We start from the raw sequence: 19,156 nt of genomic DNA, 5'->3' as shown, positions 1-19,156 counted from the left end.
CGAGGAGTTGAGAATAATGAAAAACCTGATCACGATAAAAAACCGATCTCCCATTGCCGCGGCAGTTATCAGCGCGATTGCGACGCTGGGCAGCACCGGTGTCTGCGTGCAAGCTGCGGAAACCGATTCCGAGTACCAGCCTTTAGAGGAGATAGTCGTATCGGCCCGCAAGCGTGATGAACGCCTGCAGGATGTACCTATTGCCATGACGGCGCTGTCAGGGGATGCGTTACAGGACAGCGGCATCAACAATGTTCTTGATGTTTTGGAGGTGATTCCCAGCACCACCTTCGAACCGGGTGATGATCGCGTCAGCGCCAATGTGACCCTGCGTGGTGTAAACAGATCATTACGTTCCGATGAGCCGGCATTTGGTCTGTACAGGGACGGCGTTTATGTAGGCGGACAGATTTCGGCGCTGCCCGAGTTTATGGATCTTGCCAGTGTGGAAGTGCTCAGGGGGCCGCAGGGAGGATTGTACGGACGCAACGCTGCGGCTGGTGCCATCAACTTTACCAGCGCCGCCCCGGAAGCGGCGACATTGGCGCGACTGGATATGAAAGTGGCCAATCTGGATCGCCAAGAGATACAGGCGATGTTCAACACGCCACTGATGGACGAGAGTCTGTTGATGCGAGTTGCCGTTCTTTATGAAGATCAGGATCGTGGCTTCAATTACAACCCGGTGTTGGATCAAGAACTGGACGCATCGGAAAACGCTGCAGCTCGTATACGCCTGAAGTGGGAAGCCAGTGAAGATCTGGATTTTCTTCTGACCCTCGAAACATCCGATAAGAGCTGCACGGCCTGTGGCCTGGCGTCAGTCATTACCGATACGGAAGCGGGCGGGGCCGCTTTTGCCATCGCCTCGATTCCCGGTCTCGGGCCAGTGGATCTCGCCGAACCCATTACCGGTTTGGATGAGGATGACCTGCGTAACAATGCCCGCGACTTTAAGGACTCTCTCGATGTGGAACAGGATATTGTTATTCTCGAAGGTAACTATACGACGGATATGGGTACCTATACCGGCATCGCCAGCTACCGTACCATGGACATTGAAGGGCAGCGCGACAATGATCATTCCATTCTGGGTGACAAGACCGACCGCCGTAACATTGAACAAGACAGCTTCTTTCTGGAGTTGAGGTTTGCCTCCGAGTTGGATGGCCCATTCAGCTTTCTTGCAGGGATTAACTACTTTGCGGAAGATCGGGTGTATGACACCGACCAGCTGGTGCGGATATTCCCCGGTATCGTGGGCGGAGATTTTACCAGCGGTGACAACGCGTTTAACGTGTTCCTGAGAGATTACGCCGGCTTGCCCGTGGTAGTTCGCCAAAATCTTATCGGGCCGGGATTTGGCGTCGAAGGCGCCACGCTGGAAGACGGCAGCGATCTGCCTGTCGTGACCGATGGCAATGGGTTTTCTGGAGAATCGGGGGCGTCATTTCTTGCCGATACCAACAATGATCAGGAACTGGAGTCGGTCTCGGTATTTATTGAAGCAAACTACGACCCCACCGATCAGCTGAATATCTGGGGAAGTCTGCGCTATACCCGTGACGAGAAATCCATAGACTTCGCGCAGCTGGTGGATGGTTGTGACTTTGCTTGTCACGGTTTTTTGCGCAATGTGCTGGGGTTGAATCAGGTGTTTCTCGACGACGGTGTGACCATCGATACCTCGACGTCTCAGCTTGTCGGCTTATTTGAAGACACGGTGGTTTATTCAAGCTGGTCTCCCGGAGCGGGCGTCACTTACAGACCGGACGAGGACATGACCCTCTACGGCAAAGTGGTAACCGGCTTCAAGGCGGGCGGCTTCAACGAAAATGCCGGTAAGGTGGAAGACCTTCCGCTGGATGAAGAGAAGTCCATTGGTTACGAGATTGGTACAAACCTGCAGCTCTTCAATGGATCCACCGCTCTGCGATTGGCGGCTTTTTATCACGAACGACGCGATACTGTGATCGCCGTGGACGATCCTTCATTCCCGGCGGGTACCAACCTGATTGGCGCTTCCAATGCGGATGTGGACACCTGGGGTGTGGAAATAGAGTTGGCCTCCCGGCCGCTGGAGGGCCTGGAACTGAACGCCACCCTGGGTTATCTGGATGCAGAGTTCAAAACCTTCGAGGCTTCTCGCAATGGTGCCTCGATTGACCTGGCAGGCAACAAAGTACCTCTGGTGTACGACTGGACGGCCAGTCTGCAGGCGATTTATCGTCACCCATTGTCAGGTTTCGATGACCTGAACCTGTTCTACTACGGACTTTATACCACCAAGCAGGACGGTTGGCTGGATGAAGATAATACGGCCGAAGCTGATGATATTCACCGCGTCAATCTGAAGCTGGGGGTAGAAGGCGTCGATTGGCGTCTGGTGGCATTTGCCGACAATGTGTTTGATCGAGTGGATATTGCCTATCAGAATCCACGTGATCAGTTCAGAACTTATACGCCGGCCCGGACCTATGGATTGCAGTTTTCAATGGATTTTGATTTCTAATCGGTAAACCTGAAAGGATTCGTTGAAGCATAAAAAGGGGAGCACCGTCGCTCCCCCGAATTGACGGCAGTGCGTCGTTAGTTCGCCGCTGCAGGCAAAAAGGTCTCAACCCCCGGCCCCAAGGGTACCCCAGCCATAATCCATACCACCAAAAACAGCGACCACAGCACTAAAAACGCCACCGAATAAGGCAACATGGTTGCGATAATGGTACCGATACCGGCGTCTTTATCGTACTTCTGTACAAACGCCACCACGACACCAAAGTAAGGCATCAGCGGTGTAATGATATTGGTGGAACTGTCGCCGATGCGATAAGCCACCTGCGCGGCCTCTGGAGAGATGCCCGTCAAAAAGAACATGGGCACAAACACCGGCGCAATCAGCGCCCACTTGGCAGATGCACTGCCAATCAGCAAATTCAGCATCGCGGCCAGTAACACAAACCCGACCAGCAACAGGGACTGATTCAGCTGTAAGGCCTGCAGCAATTCCGCGCCGCTGATCGCGGCGATAATACCGAGCTGGCTCCAGCCAAAATAGTTGACAAATTGGGCGGCAAAAAACATAAGCACGAGATACGAAGCCATGGTGCCCATGCTGGTTTCCATACCGGTAATCATGTCTTTGGCATCACCGTAAGAACCGGACACACGACCAAACACATAACCGGCCAGGGCGCCGTAAATGGCGATGATCACCACGATGCCTTTGATAAAGGGTGATTTTAGAACACCGCCCTGATCATCCCGCAAAATGCCGTCTTCGGGCAGAATGGCCCACAACAACAAACCGATAAACACCAGACTGAAGATGCCTACCGCCCGCAGGCCTTTTCTTTCTTCCTGGCTGAGTTCGTGATCCCAATCGCTGTCGACATGATCGTGGCTGTATTCGGCATTTTCCAGCCTCGGAGCGATGATCTTCTCAGTCACCCAAGTTCCCATCAGGCCGATCAACAGCGTCGAACCCACAATAAAGTAATAGTTACCGGCCGCGTTTACTTCGTAATCCGCCGCCACCATTTGGGCTGCTTCGGTAGAAATACCGGCCAATAAGGCGTCGATGGGGCCAATCAGCAGGTTGGCACTAAAGCCACCCGACACCCCGGCAAACGCCGCAGCGATACCCAGTACCGGATGCCGACCCGCCGCCTGGAAGATAATGGCCGCCAGGGGTATCAACACCACATAACCGGTATCGGCGGCAAGACTGGACAGCACACCCACCAGCACCACCATAAAACTCAGCAGACGGCGGGGGGCTTTTAGAACCGAAGCCTTGAGGGCCGCCGCCATCAGACCACTGTGTTCCGCCACGCCGATGCCCATAATTGCCACCAGTACGGTACCCACGGGGGCAAAGTGGGTAAAGTTGGTGACGGCCTTGGACAGCATTTGGTGCAACCCGTCCCGGCTGATCAGGTTGGCCGCCTCAATGGTATTGCCACTGACCGGGTGAACGGCCTGTACCTCCAGCCATGCACAAAAAGCAGACAGCAGCAGCACAAAGGCACAGAGATAAACAAACAGGAGAGTGGGGTGGGGCAGGCGGTTGCCCGCGCGCTCAATGGTAAACAGCGCGCGGTATATCCAGGAATTGTGATCGGTCATCGATGGGTCCCTTCAGCGTGTACGGGCAGTGTACAGGCTAAAGGGAGTTGGTTGAAGGGAGCTGTCTCGACGCCAGCTCCCTGTATGTAGGCGCTTACTTCTGGCGTTGATCCAACAGCCCGATCAAATGGTTCACATCCTTGACCGCAAATTTGAGCTGTTTCAGCACATCGGCTTCAGTGGTTTTAATCGACAGAGTCTCTGTCAGTTCAGAGAGGCGGGTCTGGGCCCGCCAGGCGCAGTGCCTCGCCAATTCCGGTGCCGTGCCGGGGTGATGCCAGCTGAGCATCTCCTGGATGTTGTTCATGTCCCGGTAGTTCACATCGCTGTTGACATAGCTGATTACCAGGGTGGTTCGGTCGGCGGCGCGGTGCAGCTTCTCCGCACGGTGCACCACCCGACTGCCCTGTTGAAAGACGGCATCGCCAGGATTTTCCTTCTGCACGGTTGCCACCCGCTCCTCGGGCAGTTCAATGGGGAATCCCCGAGGCAGTTGTTCCGGTGAGGTATCAAACAGTTTTGCCGCTTCTTCATCGGTGCCACGGAAATACTGGAAGTGTCCGCCCTCAAATGTCGAAGGATCTTCCAACAAAATCACGCAATCGAAATCGATGGAATCGATATGCCAATTGTCTACCGCCTTGCTGACATCTTCGGGCGCGAAGTTAACGTACAGCTGTTGGTGGGGAATCGAATGCACGGCGAGTTGAGTACCGGCCACCTCAGACAGCATCTGAATTAAGACAGGGCATTGGCAGAGGTCACGCAAAAAACGGGATTTGTAGACACCGCCGGCCAGATAGTTGGGGGCGCGATTGCCTTCATCTGATTCGGCGGTACAGCGCAGTTGATCCAATACTTGTTTTACTGCACGGGTGCCTTCATCAGACAAAACTCTAAAGGGACCAGCGACGGCAACCGGGCTGGGGCACTGGTCAATTTCACTTTGCGGGTAGCCAAAGTCTGCCAGAGATTCCACATTGTCCGGTTTTTGCAATGCCAGGTGCACGCCAGGGTCGTACACAGGTTCGTTGGTCAGGGTTTCGTATTCGGCGGGTTGGTCGAGTGGGAACGCCAGTGGAGAAGCTAACATAAGCAATAACCTCTTATCTCTCGCTATGTAACAGTGTTTTTATTCCTTACTGATTTTAGGGTTATAGCCCTGGGGGTCAAACGAGTTTCCCTCAACCATTGGTTCAAGAAATTCACCCACTGGTTGAATTTGATGAATCGGTCGCGTCCTGCTGGCTTTTTATGGACATGTCGGGGTCTTCACTGACTTGTTCCAACAGCCATTTTTGAAACGCCTTGACCTTGGCGCTGTTACGGCGATTTTCCCGATACGCCAGGTACCAGTCGCCAAAAGCGGGGGCTTTAATATCGAACGGCTCAACCAGACGGCCGGCACGCACATCAGACATGCCAAACGGTTGCAGGGCCAGGGCGACGCCGGCGCCGTCGACGGCAGCCTCCAGAGCCAGGGAATAGCTGTCAAAGCGAATACCCTGGTTAGTACTTTCACTGTGAACACCCGCCGCTTCAAACCAATTGGGCCAGTCTTGTTCGGCGTGATTGATGTAAAGCAGATTATGGTTGGTCAGATCCTGAGGTTTTTTCAGGCGAGGTCCTTCTTCTAACAGCTTTGGGCTGCAGACCGGAAAAATTTCTGAGGTAAACAGGTACTCGTAGTGCACTTCGGGCTGTACCTTGTAACCCATTAATACGCACACATCCACATCGCTGCGCTGAAAGTCGGCATCGATATGGGAGGAGTTGATATGCACCTGGATTTCCGGATGTCTCTTCTGGAAGTCGATCAACCGGGGAATCAACCATCCCACGGCAAAGGTCACATAGACCTGAACCGTGAGCACGGTGCTGCGGACATTGGCGCGCACACGCTCGGTACCATCAGCAATGCGGTCAAAGGCATCGCGCAGAATGGGATAGTAAATTTGACCGGCGTCAGACAGCTCTACGGAGCGAACGCTGCGATGAAACAGCTCGGTCCCGAGTTGGGATTCCAACAGTTTTATCTGGTGACTGATGGCGGAGTGACTGACATTGAGCTCCTCTGCCGCGTGGCGGAAGCTGCAGTGGCGTGCCGCTGCTTCAAACGCCCGCAAGGAATTCAGTGGGGGAAGATATCGCTTCATCTCAGTGAGCCATAAGTTAGAAAATTGGAATTATGGGGATACTTCAAGGCTAACCTATTTGGGCGCGAAAGCAATATCAGCCGGACTGTGCCTCCAGCTCGGCGCCACTCAATACGTCCGGCTCGCTGCGGCCGCTGAGTGTATCCAAGGTCACAAAGATAAAGGCACACAGGGAAACGGAAGCAATCGCGAATAGATAGACATAGAGGTAGCTGCCGTCAAAAATCAGATGCCCGGAGGCCGCCGGTCCGACGACAGAACCAAACAGCTGGCAGGCCGGTACCAGGGGGGCAAAGCGACCACTGATATCACCTTCGATAATGATGGTCATAAAAAAGGGCATTACAAAGTTCCAGGAAATGCAATACAGTAATACCGCCAATGAAAACATCCAGAAGTTGATGCCGAACGGGGTTAATAGGATTAACAGGGAAACAATACCAAGCGCAATCGCCCCGGTAATCAGAAAGCGACGATCGTAACGCTTGGAAAACCATCCCGAGAGGAAGCCGCCTACCGCACTGAAAATCAGAGTAGGGCCAAAAATCAGCCCCAATTGCTGGTCACTTAATCCACCCTCACCCCCGATTTGGCCAAAAAAGGCCCAAATACCGGATTGCCCGGCGAAATAGATAAACAGCCCGACAAATCCCCACAGCATAGTGGTTAACGGTGATATTCGGGAAACGGCGTTTTTCGCGGCGGTGTGGGTATCTACCACGATGCTCTTGGCGCCTCCCGCCGGCATCCATTTGGCCAGTGGCAAGGTCAACAACGCACAGGCGCAGAGAAACAGAGCCACTCCCTGAAACTGCCAGCTGGGGATAATAAACACCGGCAGGCAGAAGGCGCCAATACCCGCGAGGGTTACCTGTGAGCCAATACCATATCCAAACGCGCGGTCGGGATTGCGGGTATCACCCATGCAGGTAAATACGCAGGAGACAATGGCGGAGTTGGCCAAGCCAATCACCAGAAACAGCACCAGCAGCGATGAATAGTCAGCGGTACCGGCAAAAAAGTAGCACACAGCGGCGAGCAGAGAGGTGCAGAACACCGTCGTCCGCCAATTGAGGCGGCGTACCCAGAATACAGCAACAATGTTGGAAATGGCCGAGCCAGCCATATAGATGGAGCCGAGATAGCCGATCTGTTGCTCGTTGATGCCAAGAGAGTCACCGGCGGACTTCAAGACAATAGGCAGCATGTTGTAAACCAGAAAAGCCACACCGATATAGAGTGTCGATGCCACCATGACCGAAGGTCTGTTAATCGTCTCGGCTGAACTCACAGAATCTACCTCTTGTGCATTATTTAGCTCCAAAGCTTACATGCCTTTGTCTGTGCATCCTATGTCTATCACGCACAAGATGCATGAGAAAACTTCAGTGCAGTTGAGCTATTTTCATCGGTCTGTTCCAGGCGCCTCCAGCACCTTGAATTATACTTGAGAATACCTAAGTCGACGGTTAGATAATATAAACCGGATTCTACAAGTCTTTGATTTATATTGACTTTATTCGTCCCGGTGGTGTTTGGGCAGAGGTTGGATGGCGGTTGTTGGTGCCGGTTGATCGTGTCATATTTTTATCACGTCACCGGCGCCGCTCCAGCACCGGATTTCGATCCCACAGAGATAACAATAGATTCAAAACGATAACGGAGAGATCAAGAATGAAGGCGAAGTTAAATTATCTTGCAAACGCGATTGTGATTGCCGGACTGCAGTCTGCAACGACCCAGGCATTCCAAATCGAAGAGGTTGTGGTGACCGCGACCAAGCGCGCCCAGTCCACCATGGATGTTCCCTACAATATTTCCGCGACCACTTCCGAAACGCTGGAACGCCAGGGCATCACCGACTTTTCCAAGTTGGCTGATTCCGTTCCCGGTCTTGCCTACACCGATACCGGCTCCCGTGATTCCGGTATTAACAGCGGTCTGATTATTCGCGGCCTCAATACCAGCAGCTCGGGTTTTACCGACTTCGCGACGGTAGCCGCACCAACGGTATCGGTTTACGTGGGTGAAACGCCTCTGTTTTACAACGTTTACCTGAAAGACATCGAACGTGTGGAAGTATTGAGAGGCCCGCAGGGCACACTGTATGGTTCAGGTTCCCTGGGTGGGACGATTCGCTATATCAATAAAGAGCCGGACACCGAGCAGTCCTATGTCGAGATGCACTCTCGCATTTCACACACCGGTGAGAGCAGTGGTATTAATTCTGATTCCTTTGCCGTTATCAATGCCGCCTTGAATGACGATATGGCTCTGAGAGCAGTGGTCGGCTATGTGGATAACCAGGGCTTTATCGACGCCGCCAGACTCCGAGTCTTCGATGATAACAATCAACCGGTCGGAATCGACCCTGGCGACGTCAACAGCCAACCGCTGGAATCTCACAAAAGCGGTTCGAACGGAGAGATGATCAAACACGCACGCTTAACCTACCTGTGGGACATCAGCGACACGTTGAGTCTGCTGGTCAGCCACCAGCAACAGGAAGACAGTATCGACGACAGGCAGGTCAGCAATAACGAACATCCGGATGGGGGTGACCACACCCATTTACAACGGATTCGTGAGGGCGCGGACCGCGAACTGAGCCTGACCAATATCGAGGTGGAAGCCGATCTGGGTTTTGCCACTCTGACCTCCGCGACCTCTATGTTTGAGAGCGAGTCTGAGTTAATCGGCGACCAATCCGCGGCTTACTACAACGAAGGTTACTGGGCGGGCTTTTATTACAACGGTTTTCCCCGCGAAGCGGTGATCGGCGAATACTTCAAAGATGTGGAAACCATTTCCCAGGAGTTCCGCCTCACTTCCAACAGCGACGGTGATCTCAATTGGATTCTGGGCGCGTTTTACCTGAAGCAGGAAGTCGAGGCGCTGAACAACGACTACCACCGCGGTTTCTATCAATGGGCCACCGATACGGATCACTACTACGCGCCACAGGTGGCAACTCTGGCGGCACTGGGTCAACCGACGGATCTGTTCTACTCCTTAAACCAGAAAGTCGAAAATATCGACAAGGCGATTTTCGGCGAGCTGACCTACCAGATCACTGAGCAGTGGCAGGTAACCGTCGGTGCCCGTTTCTTCGAGCAGGAGTTCAGCAACGACACGGTTAACCGTTCGCCATTGTGCGGCGCCTGGTGTTCTGACGATGGTGTGGATGCTCTTGGTATCTACGGTGCCAGCCAGGAAAACACCATTAACGACCGTATCTTTAAGTTCAACACCTCTTACGACATCACACCGGACATTATGCTCTATACCACCCTGGCGCAGGGCTTCCGAAACGGTGGTGCCAACGGGATTCCGACTGCGGGTCCCTGGGCTGAGCCCGCGGAGCTGGTGCCCTACACCAACGACACGGCATTGAGCTTTGAAATTGGTGCCAAAGGTTCGGCGTTCGATAACCGTGTGCAGTTTTCCGCCGCCGCCTTCCAGATTGACTGGGATGACGTCATCCTGACCACAGCGTCCGTGAACGGCTTCACCATTTTGACCAACGGAGATACCGCGCAATCTCGTGGTGTGGAGATGGAATCCACGGTTCACTTTACCGAAAACCTGCAAGGTACATTTGGCTACGCCTACACCGATGCAAAACTGACCGGTGATTTTACCACCTCCGGCATTGTCGGCTTCGATGGTGACAAGCTGCCCGGCGTACCCGATCACATGGTGACAGCGTCTCTGACATACTCCCATATGCTCAGAGGTTCGGAGCTGGTCTTCAACCTCAATGGTTCCTGGGTGGATGAGGTAACCACGGACATCAACGACAGTAACAACAACTTCACGGTGGTTGATGGCTACAGTGTGCTGAACGCCTCTGTATTCTGGGAGGTCAGCGACAACTTCAGTGTCAGCCTGTTTGCCGATAACCTTACAGACGAATTGGCACCCACCAATACGCGCGGCCCCAAGTACGCACGTCAGGACTCGACCCAGCGTGACATCTACTCCTACATTATGCGTCCGAGAACCATTGGTCTGGGCCTGAAATACAGCTTCGAATAAGAGAGACCTATGAGTTCAATAACCACTTCGATTGCAGACGGCGTTTGCGAGCTGACGCTCGCCCGTCCGCAACAGAGAAACGCCATCAACGTTGAGATGCTGACGGAGCTCAACCAGTGCCTGGACCAAACCGCGGGTGACGCCGACGTGCGTTGCCTGTTGATCACCGGCGAAGGACGCAGCTTTTGTGCCGGCGCCGATGTTGAGGAATGGGCGCAAATGGAAGCCGAAGGCCGTCTGGAAACCTATGGTTGGACGGAGAAAGCTCATGCACTGATGCTTAAGTTGCAGCAGTTGCCCAAGCCCACCATCGCCGCCATTAATGGCGCGGCGGTTGGAGCGGGGCTGGATCTGAGTATGTGCTGCGATTTTCGCTACGCCGCCTCGGTTGCCAAGTTTCTGCCGGGCTATACCCGCATGGCTTACAGCCCGGACGCCGGTGGCAGTTGGTTGCTGCCGCGTTTGATCGGTCTGGACGCCAGCCGCGAATTTCTGTTCTTTGATGAGCCCTGGCCCGCCAACCGCGCCAAACAGGCCGGTATGGTCAGCGAGGTGTATGAGGTCGAAGAACTGATCAATGCCGTGCGGGCGACCGCCAAAACCCTGGCTGCCGGCCCGACCTATGCGTTTGGTAAAACCAAACAGTTGTTGCAACAAAGCCTGCGAACCGATTTCGCCCAACAACTGGAATTGGAAAAAGAATTCGCTATTGCCTGTGGTCGCACTGAAGACGCTGATGAGGCGCTTGCAGCGGTATCAGAACATCGAACCCCCAATTTTGTCGGAAGGTAAAACCCCTATGGATTTTCAACTGTCAAACGAGCACGAAATGCTGATCTCCACCGTTCAGGCATTTGTTGAAAAAGAGCTGCTGCCCCATGAGGCCGAAGTGGACGCCGAGGACGTAGTGCCGCAGGAGCTGGCGGCACAGATTCGCGGCAAAGCGATAGAGACCGGACTCTACGCATTTAACATGCCGGAAGAGGTTGGCGGCGGCGGTCTGGATTATCTCTCCCAGGCGTTGATCGAACGGGAGCTGTCGAAAGTCAGCTGGGCGCTGCATGTGTTTGTGGCTCGCCCCTCCAAAATCTTAATGGCCTGCCAGGGCAGTCAAATTGACGACTACCTGTTGCCCTGCATACGTGGCGAAAAAATCGATTGCTTTGCACTGACCGAACCGGATGCCGGTTCCGACGCCGCCAATATCAAAACCCGCGCTGTTCGCGACGGCGACGATTTTGTTATCAAAGGCAGCAAACACTTTATCAGCCACGCGGGCCATGCGGACTTCGCTATTGTATTTGCCGTGACCGGTGTATCAGAAGTCAACGGACGCAAACGCAACGAAGTAACGGCGTTTCTGGTCGACAAGGGAACACCGGGTATGACCATTCAGCGCGGTCCCAAATGCGTCAGCAACCGCGGCTACCACACCTACGAGTTGTTCTTTGACGACTGCCGGGTTCCCGCCGCCAATGTGCTGGGCGAGGTCGGCAAAGGCTGGGCGGTAGCGAACGATTGGCTCACAGCCGGGCGCGTTATGGTCGCCGCCAACTGCGTGGGTCAGGCCCAGCGTGCCATGGCGCTGGCCACTGAGTGGTGTGCCGACCGCAAGCAATTTGGCCAGAGTATCGGTAAATATCAGGGCGTCTCGTTTAAATTGGCTGATATGGCCACCGAAATCCGAGCCGCCGATTTATTAACACTGCATACCGCCTGGAAAATGGATCAGGGCACCATGACCGACGGTGATGCCGGCATGGCCAAACTGTTTGCCAGCGAAACCCTGGCGCGAGTCACAGACAACACCGTGCAGTTGTTTGGTGGTATGGGGCTGATGGATGAACTCCCGGTGGAGAGAATGTGGCGAAACGCACGCATCGAACGCATCTGGGAGGGCACCTCCGAGATTCAGCGGCACATTATTTCCCGCGAGCTGCTGCGTCCTCTGGAACGCTGAGCATCGGATTGGAGCAAGAGTGAACAATAAAGAGATTTACCGGGAGTTTTAAGCATGGCATGTCGCGAGAATTTAAAACGCTTGATGGCACCGAGACACATTGCCTTTGTGGGTGGCAGCGCCATGGCCGCCGCAGCCAAGCGCTGCCGCGCGGGAGGCTTTACAGGGCAGGTTTGGTTGGTGAACCCGACCCGCAAAGACATTGACGGCGAAATTTGCTACCCCTCCGTCCGGGATTTGCCCGAGGCGCCGGACGCGAGCTTTATCGCTACCAGTCGCGAAATTACCGTGGACATCGTCACCGACCTCAGCGTTCTGGGGGCGGGCGGAGCGGTGTGTTATGCATCGGGTTTTGCGGAAATGGACGAACAGGGCGCGGAGATGCAGGAAGCTTTGGTAAAAGCCGCCGGTTCCATGGCGATCATCGGCCCCAACTGTTATGGCCTGTTGGACTATCTTCACGGGGCGGCGCTGTGGCCGGTGGCTCATGGCGGCAAGCTGGTAGAAAAAGGCGTGGCGGTCATCACCCAGAGCGGTAACTTCGCCTACAACCTGTCGATGACGGACCGCTCGCTACCCGTTTCATATATGGTAAGCGTCGGCAACCAGGCCAGTGTCACTGTGGCGGATATCATCGAGGTGCTGCTGGACGAACCACGGGTTACCGCCATTGGTTTGCACCTGGAGGGGCTGAAAGATGTCGGCGCCTTTGCCCGTGCAGCGACCCGGGCACTGAAGCAGGGCGTACCCATTATCGTGCTCAAAAGCGGTACCTCCAGTATTGGTGCCGAGCTGGCATTAAGCCATACCAGTTCGCTGGCGGGTTCAGACGAACTTTACAACACCTTGTTTGAACGGGTCGGAGCGATTCGGGTCAGTGGTCCAGTGGGCTTTATCGAGACCTTGAAGATTGTAGCCTCTGGCAACTTGCCTCAGGGTTCTAAAATCGCCGCCTTGGCATGCTCCGGTGGCGATGCCGGTTTGATTGCTGACTACTGCGAAAGCAACGGACTGGATCTGCCACAGCCGACCGAGGAGCAACACCAAACGCTGACCGAGGTTTTGCCGATTTTTGCCAACGTGGCCAATCCTCTCGACTTTACCACTGCTATCTGGGGAGATCGAGATGCCTTGAGTCGCTGTGTGAGCGGTATGCTCGACGGCGACTTTGATTACGGTTTTCTGATTCTGGACTATCCCGGTGAAGAGACAGGCGAACGGGGGGAATGCGATCTGATGGCCGAAGTATTCGGCGAAACATTGGCGCAACGGGGTTTTCCAGGCGCGGTGGCGTCGGTCTTCCCGGAATTGTTGCCGGCGTCCGGTCGGGAAAAATTGCAGGCACTGGGCGTACCGGCATTGCAGGGGATTGAGGACGCCCTGCAAGCGATCGGCCAGGTGGTTGCCTACAGTCGTCGCCGACAGCAGTTGTTAGCCGATCCCATCGCGTTGGATGCCTCCTTGGCTCGTTCTGAACCACTGAATGAAGAACCCCGAACTCTGGACGAATGGGAGAGTAAACAGCGGCTTGGACGTTACGGTCTGCCGATTCCTTCTGCCACACTGGCCACCCCTGAAAACGCCGGAGAGGCTGCGGAGGCACTGGGCTTTCCAGTCGTGGTAAAAGTCGCCAGTGCGCAATTGCCCCACAAAACCGAGGCCGGTGCTGTGAAACTGAATCTGCAATCGGCGCAAGAGGTGCAAAGCGCAGTCGACGACATGGTGCAGCGACTGATGAAGTCTCACCCTCATGTGGACACCGGCCGCATTTTGGTGGAGCGGATGTCACCCTCGCCCGTCGCCGAATTGATCGTGGGCATCAAAAGCGAAGCCGGCTTCGGCATCGCCCTGGTGATCGGCGCCGGTGGCGTGTTGGTAGAGCTGGTCAACGACAGCGCCAGTCTGTTGTTACCCACCAGCGAGGCAGAGGTACGACGTGCGCTGGAAAGCTTGAAGATACACAAACTGCTGCAAGGTTTTCGCGGTAAACCCGGCGGCGATGTGGATGCCACGGTCAATGCGATTATGGCTATCGCCCACTATGCTACAGAACATGCTGACACCATTGCCGAACTGGACGTTAATCCGCTGATGGTACATGAACAAGGCGTGGTGGCGGTGGATGCGCTAATTCGTGAGGGAGGTTCACAATGACCGGCACTACGGTTTCTGACAAGGCCATGACCTGTGGCCAGGCACTGGTAAAACTGCTGGAAGCCTACCAGGTGGATACCGTGTTTGGCATTCCCGGCGTACACACCCTGGAGCTGTATCGGGGGCTGCCGGGCCGCAATATCCGGCACGTGCTGTCCCGCCATGAACAAGGCGCGGGTTTTATGGCAGACGGCTACGCACGCGTAACCGGTAAACCGGGCGTGTGTTTTATTATCACCGGGCCGGGGCTGACCAACATTGCCACACCCATGGGGCAGGCCTACGCGGATTCGGTACCGATGCTGGTGATCACCAGCGTCAACGAAACCCATACCTTGGGCAAAGGTTGGGGGCGCCTACACGAGACCCAAAATCAACGGGCCATCAGCGAGCCACTGACGGAGTTCAGCGCCACCGCCTATCAGGCCGATGATATTCCCGACCTGATTGCTCGTGCATTTGCGGTATTTCGCAGTGCCAGGCCACGTCCAGTGCATATTGAAATTCCATTGGATGTGCTGGCAACACCTGTCGGGCGCGACTGGACAACGGAAGTCAGAGTGGCTAGCGAGCGTCCGGTACCGACTCAGGGTGCAATCGCCGCTGCCGCCAATCTGCTGAAAGCGGCGCAGCGTCCGGTAATCGTAGCCGGTGGTGGTGCCGTGGACGCGGCAGAGGCGGTTACCGAACTGGTTGAACAGTCGGGAGCCACCTTTTTCTCAACGGTGGCTGGCAAGGGTATTTTGCCTGATACCCATCCCAATAACGCAGGTGCGATCTTGTGTACCGAGCCTGCATGGGACTACGTGGAAAGCGCCGACGTGATGTTAGCCATAGGTACGGAGCTGGCGGACACGGATATGTGGCGGGATAAGCTACCGTTTAACGGCAAGCTGATCCGCGTGGATATTGATCCGGGAAAGATGAACGATCTGTATCCGGCCGCAGTGGCGATTGTTTCAGATGCGAAAGCCGCGGCTATGGCGCTGTCGCAGCAACTGGACGGCAATTCCACTGCTGAGCCGGTTGCCGATGCTGTCAGTCAGCTTAGACGTCGCGTTAGAGAATCTCAGCCGCCATTACAACAAAAACACCTGGCAGTGCTGGACGTGCTGCGTCGCTGCTTGCCCGCTGATGCAGTGGTTGCCACGGATATGACCCAGATTGCCTATACCGGCAACTACAGCTTCCCGGTGGATCAGGTGCGCAGCTGGCTGCATCCGACGGGATACGGAACCCTGGGTTACGGAATGCCGGCCGGCCTGGGCGCCAAGATCGGAGCGCCGGACCGGCCCTGCGTGGTGCTCGCCGGAGATGGTGGTTTTCTCTACACCCTGCAGGAACTGGCCACAGCCACCGAAGAATTGGATTCCTGCTTTGTGGTGCTGCTGTGGAACAACGACAGCCTGGGTCAAATCCGCGATGATATGGTGGCGCTGGATATTCCGCCCATTGGCGTTTCACCAACCAATCCCGACTACATCAAACTGGCGCAAGGCTTTGGGTGCCGGGCGGTTCAGCCTCAATCACTGGCGGCACTGGAAACCGACCTGAAGGAAGCGCTCAACCACCCGGGCGTAACCCTGATCGAGATGCACGAAAGCGCAGTACCTTGAGGACTCAAATGTACCAACACAACCACCTCTACATTGACGGCGCCTGGTGCGCCGCTGATCAAGAGCACTTTTTGGATGTCATCAACCCCGCTACAGAGCAACCCTTTGCCAGAGTGATTCAGGGTAACGCCCGGGACGTGGACAAGGCAGTGCAAGCCGCCCGTGTCGCATTCCCCGAGTGGTCCACCACACCCGCTTCTGAGCGGGCGAACTATATCGACAGGATTGCGGAGCAGCTGCATCACCGCCGCCAGGAATTTGCCCAATTGATTTCGTCAGAATTGGGTATGCCATTGCACCTGTCCCTGGAAGTCCAGGTCAACGGCCCCATTGAGGGTTTACGCAGTTATGCTGCTCTGGCGAGACACATGGAGGAAGAAGAGCGCGTCGACAATGCACAGGTGTTGCGTGAGCCCATCGGTGTGTGCGCGTTTGTCAATCCCTGGAACTATCCTCTGCATCAGCTGATCGGCAAGCTTGCCCCGGCGTTGGCGGCCGGGTGCTGCATGGTTGTCAAGCCCAGCGAAGAAACGCCGCTGCACGCATTTCTGCTGGCAGAGATCATCGACCAGGTGGGGCTGCCCGCAGGCGTGTTCAACCTGGTTTCCGGACCTGGCAAAGTTGTGGGAGAAGCCATGGCCACTCACCCCGAGGTGGATATGGTGTCCTTTACCGGCTCCACCGGTGCGGGCATTCGAGTGGCGGAAGTGGCGGCGAAATCCGTTAAAAGAGTATGCCAGGAGTTAGGCGGCAAATCCGCACTGCTGATTACCGAGGACGCCGATCTTGAGGCGGCGGTTACCTACGGTGTTCAGGATGTGATGATCAATTCCGGACAGACCTGCACCGCATTGAGTCGCATGCTGGTGCCGCGAAGCCGCTATTTCGAAGCCTCTGTGATGGCTCGAAAGGTCGCGGAATCCCTGCAGGTGGGAGATCCGTCGAATCCCGCCAGCGACCTGGGCCCGATGTGTTCCCAGCGACAGTACGAAACGGTGTTGCGCTATATCGTGCGGGGGATTGATGAAGGGGCCAGGATGATTACCGGCGGTCTGCCTTCTGAGAATGAGTTTAAAAAGGGGTATTACATCCGGCCGACGATTTTTGTGGATGTGGACAATCGTATGGATATCGCCCAGGATGAAATCTTTGGACCGGTACTGTGCATCATCGCCTACGACACTTTGGAGGAGGCCGTCAGCATTGCCAATGACTCCCCGTTTGGCTTGAGTGGCGGGGTTTGGGCTGAGGATAAGGACGCTGCTGCCAGGATCGCCCGCCGCTTGCGAACCGGCCAGGTATTCCTCAATGGCGCGGATTTTTCGTACCAGGCGCCGTTTGGAGGTTACAAACAGTCCGGTAATGGTAGAGAATGGGGGCTGTCCGGTTTGGATGAATTTATTGAGCGCAAGGCGCTGCTTTATTGAAACTAACCTGTGAGGGAAGTGATCTATGGATGCCAGTTTGCTACACCAGAAAGCCGTTACCATGGTCAGCCAGGGGCGTCATCGGGAAGCGGCACCCATTGTGGCGGATCTGGTTAAACACTTTCCTCGTGAGGCGGCATTCTGGCATCTGTACAGCCTGATCGCGCTGGCGTTAAAGCAAGCCGCCCGCGCGATCGAATTCTCCAAAAAAGCCATTGATCTGCTCGATGCCAAGGCGTCTGCAGCGGCAGGCGAATACCGGGCGCAGCTGGCCAATGCGCATCTCCATGTTCTCGACATCGCCCAGGCCCTCAAGATTGCCGACGATTGTCGGCGCGACTGTGAAAACAATCCCATCGCGTTGGACACACTCGGCCGGGTTTATACGGGCTGCGGAGAATTGCACAAGGCACGCGAGGTGTTTGAGGCAGCTGCGGCATTGGTGCCTGACAGCATGCACTACCAGTTTAACCTCGCCACCGCTTTGCGGGGGCTGGGTGAGTTGGAAGCGGCCGAAACCATTTACGATAAGGTTATCGAACGCCATCCCGAGGACTTTGAGGCTTACGCCAATCGCTCTCAATTGCGTAAACAGACCGAAGAGCGCAATCATATTGATGAACTGGCGGGCCTGCTGCAGAACCACTTTGAAAACTGGCGGGACGAAGTGCAACTCTGCTTTGCCCTGGCAAAGGAATGCGAAGACGTTGGGCGCTATGAGCAATCGTTCAAAGCCCTGAAGCGAGGCGCGGATATTCGCCGCGGTCACACTCATTACCAGGTAGAGGGTGATCTGGAGGCCATATCCAACATTGTCCAGACTTTTTCAGAAACGGTGATCAATCGGCAACAGGACACCTGTTTTTCCGACGAACCGATTTTTGTTTTGGGGTTACCCCGCACTGGCACCACGCTGGTGGAACGTATTCTCGGTAGTCACAGTTGCGTAACCTCTGCGGGTGAGTTACAAAATTTCGCTGCGGAAATGGTCAAGCAGGTCCGTCGGGCCAGCCCGGCGGAAACCCTCGACAAGGTCAAGATGATCAAACGCTCTGTGGCGGTGGATTTTCGCCAGTTGGGTCACGACTATATCGAGAGCACACGTCCATTGACGGGCAGTAAACCTCACTTTATCGACAAGCTGCCCCTCAACTATCTGTATATGGGGCTGATTGCCATGGCGTTGCCCAATGCCAAGATCATTCACTTGACCCGGCACCCGATGGACGCCTGCTATGCCATATACAAAACCCTGTTCCAGGACGCCTACCCCTTCTCCTACAACCTGGAAGACCTCGGCCGCTATTACATTGCTTACCACCACATGATGGCGCACTGGCGCAAGGTAATGCCGGGCAAGTTCCTGGATGTCAGCTACGAGCAGCTGGTGGCTGATCAGGAAAATCAGACCCGGCGTCTGCTGGAATATTGTGATCTGCCTTGGGAAGACGCCTGTCTGGAATTCCATCGCAATACCCAGGCGAGCATGACCGCCAGCGCCGCGCAGATTCGGCAGCCCATCTACAACAGCTCGGTTGAGAAATGGCGCCGTTATGAAACTCAGCTGGAACCGTTGCGAGTGTTGTTGGAAAATGCCGGGATTCTGCTCTGAAAGTCTGCCGCGTTTTATCCGGCACACAATCAACCTTACCTGTAGCAGCGGGCTCTGACCGCGAAAAT

At 55.2% G+C, this 19,156-nt stretch carries 12 protein-coding genes; 8 read left to right on the top strand and 4 right to left on the bottom strand.

All coding sequences use genetic code 11. The annotated features are described in order from the left end of the window. Window positions 1-16 precede the first annotated feature (16 nt). Window positions 17-2,512, top strand: coding sequence for a TonB-dependent receptor (locus tag HBA55_RS01905; protein ID WP_166986259.1), 2,496 nt, complete (start codon window positions 17-19; stop codon window positions 2,510-2,512). A gap of 77 nt (window positions 2,513-2,589) precedes the next feature. Here the strand turns inward: HBA55_RS01905 and HBA55_RS01900 are convergent, their stop codons facing one another. From HBA55_RS01900 to HBA55_RS01885, 4 genes are all read right to left on the bottom strand, one after another. After that, window positions 2,590-4,125, bottom strand: a complete 1,536-nt coding sequence (locus HBA55_RS01900) for an AbgT family transporter (RefSeq protein ID WP_166986256.1) — start codon at window positions 4,123-4,125, stop codon at window positions 2,590-2,592. A 94-nt stretch (window positions 4,126-4,219) separates the two neighbouring features. Then, a complete protein-coding gene (locus tag HBA55_RS01895) occupies window positions 4,220-5,218 on the bottom strand; it encodes a HalD/BesD family halogenase (RefSeq protein ID WP_166986253.1) in 999 nt (332 codons plus the stop codon). Window positions 5,219-5,330: 112 nt separating this feature from the next. Beyond that, a complete protein-coding gene (gcvA, locus tag HBA55_RS01890; protein WP_166986250.1) occupies window positions 5,331-6,281 on the bottom strand; it encodes a transcriptional regulator GcvA in 951 nt (316 codons plus the stop codon). A 76-nt stretch (window positions 6,282-6,357) separates the two neighbouring features. Next, a complete protein-coding gene (locus HBA55_RS01885) occupies window positions 6,358-7,572 on the bottom strand; it encodes an MFS transporter (RefSeq protein WP_166986247.1) in 1,215 nt (404 codons plus the stop codon). A 383-nt stretch (window positions 7,573-7,955) separates the two neighbouring features. Between HBA55_RS01885 and HBA55_RS01880 the strand changes: the two genes are divergently transcribed. Genes HBA55_RS01880 through HBA55_RS01850 form a run of 7 tightly spaced genes read left to right on the top strand, consistent with a single transcriptional unit; the run spans window position 7,956 to window position 19,088 of the window. Beyond that, entirely contained in the window at window positions 7,956-10,319 is a 2,364-nt protein-coding gene (locus HBA55_RS01880; RefSeq protein WP_166986244.1) for a TonB-dependent receptor, read from the top strand. A gap of 9 nt (window positions 10,320-10,328) precedes the next feature. Continuing rightward, the gene (locus tag HBA55_RS01875) at window positions 10,329-11,111 is read left to right on the top strand and encodes an enoyl-CoA hydratase/isomerase family protein (protein ID WP_166986241.1); all 783 of its coding nucleotides are present in this window, start codon (window positions 10,329-10,331) and stop codon (window positions 11,109-11,111) included. 7 nt (window positions 11,112-11,118) lie between these two features. Continuing rightward, window positions 11,119-12,279: an acyl-CoA dehydrogenase family protein gene (locus HBA55_RS01870; protein WP_166986238.1), complete on the top strand. Its 1,161-nt coding sequence runs from the start codon at window positions 11,119-11,121 to the stop codon at window positions 12,277-12,279. Between the two features lie 54 nt (window positions 12,280-12,333). Then, window positions 12,334-14,433, top strand: a complete 2,100-nt coding sequence (locus HBA55_RS01865; protein WP_166986235.1) for an acetate--CoA ligase family protein — start codon at window positions 12,334-12,336, stop codon at window positions 14,431-14,433. Further along, window positions 14,430-16,049, top strand: a complete 1,620-nt coding sequence (locus HBA55_RS01860) for a 5-guanidino-2-oxopentanoate decarboxylase (RefSeq protein ID WP_166986232.1) — start codon at window positions 14,430-14,432, stop codon at window positions 16,047-16,049. Before HBA55_RS01865 ends, HBA55_RS01860 begins: the two co-directional genes overlap by 4 nt. 8 nt (window positions 16,050-16,057) lie before the next feature. Continuing rightward, window positions 16,058-17,476 (top strand): aldehyde dehydrogenase family protein, encoded by a 1,419-nt coding sequence (locus HBA55_RS01855; protein ID WP_166986229.1) that lies wholly within the window; start codon window positions 16,058-16,060, stop codon window positions 17,474-17,476. Window positions 17,477-17,501: 25 nt separating this feature from the next. Then, window positions 17,502-19,088 (top strand): tetratricopeptide repeat-containing sulfotransferase family protein, encoded by a 1,587-nt coding sequence (locus HBA55_RS01850; RefSeq protein WP_166986226.1) that lies wholly within the window; start codon window positions 17,502-17,504, stop codon window positions 19,086-19,088. Window positions 19,089-19,156 lie beyond the last annotated feature (68 nt).

The sequence above is a fragment of the Pseudomaricurvus alkylphenolicus genome (genome assembly GCF_011683955.1).
Taxonomy (GTDB): Bacteria; Pseudomonadota; Gammaproteobacteria; order Pseudomonadales; family Cellvibrionaceae; genus Pseudomaricurvus; species Pseudomaricurvus alkylphenolicus.
Note: the sequence above shows the minus strand (reverse complement) of the source record. Positions and strands in the feature narration are given on the sequence as shown.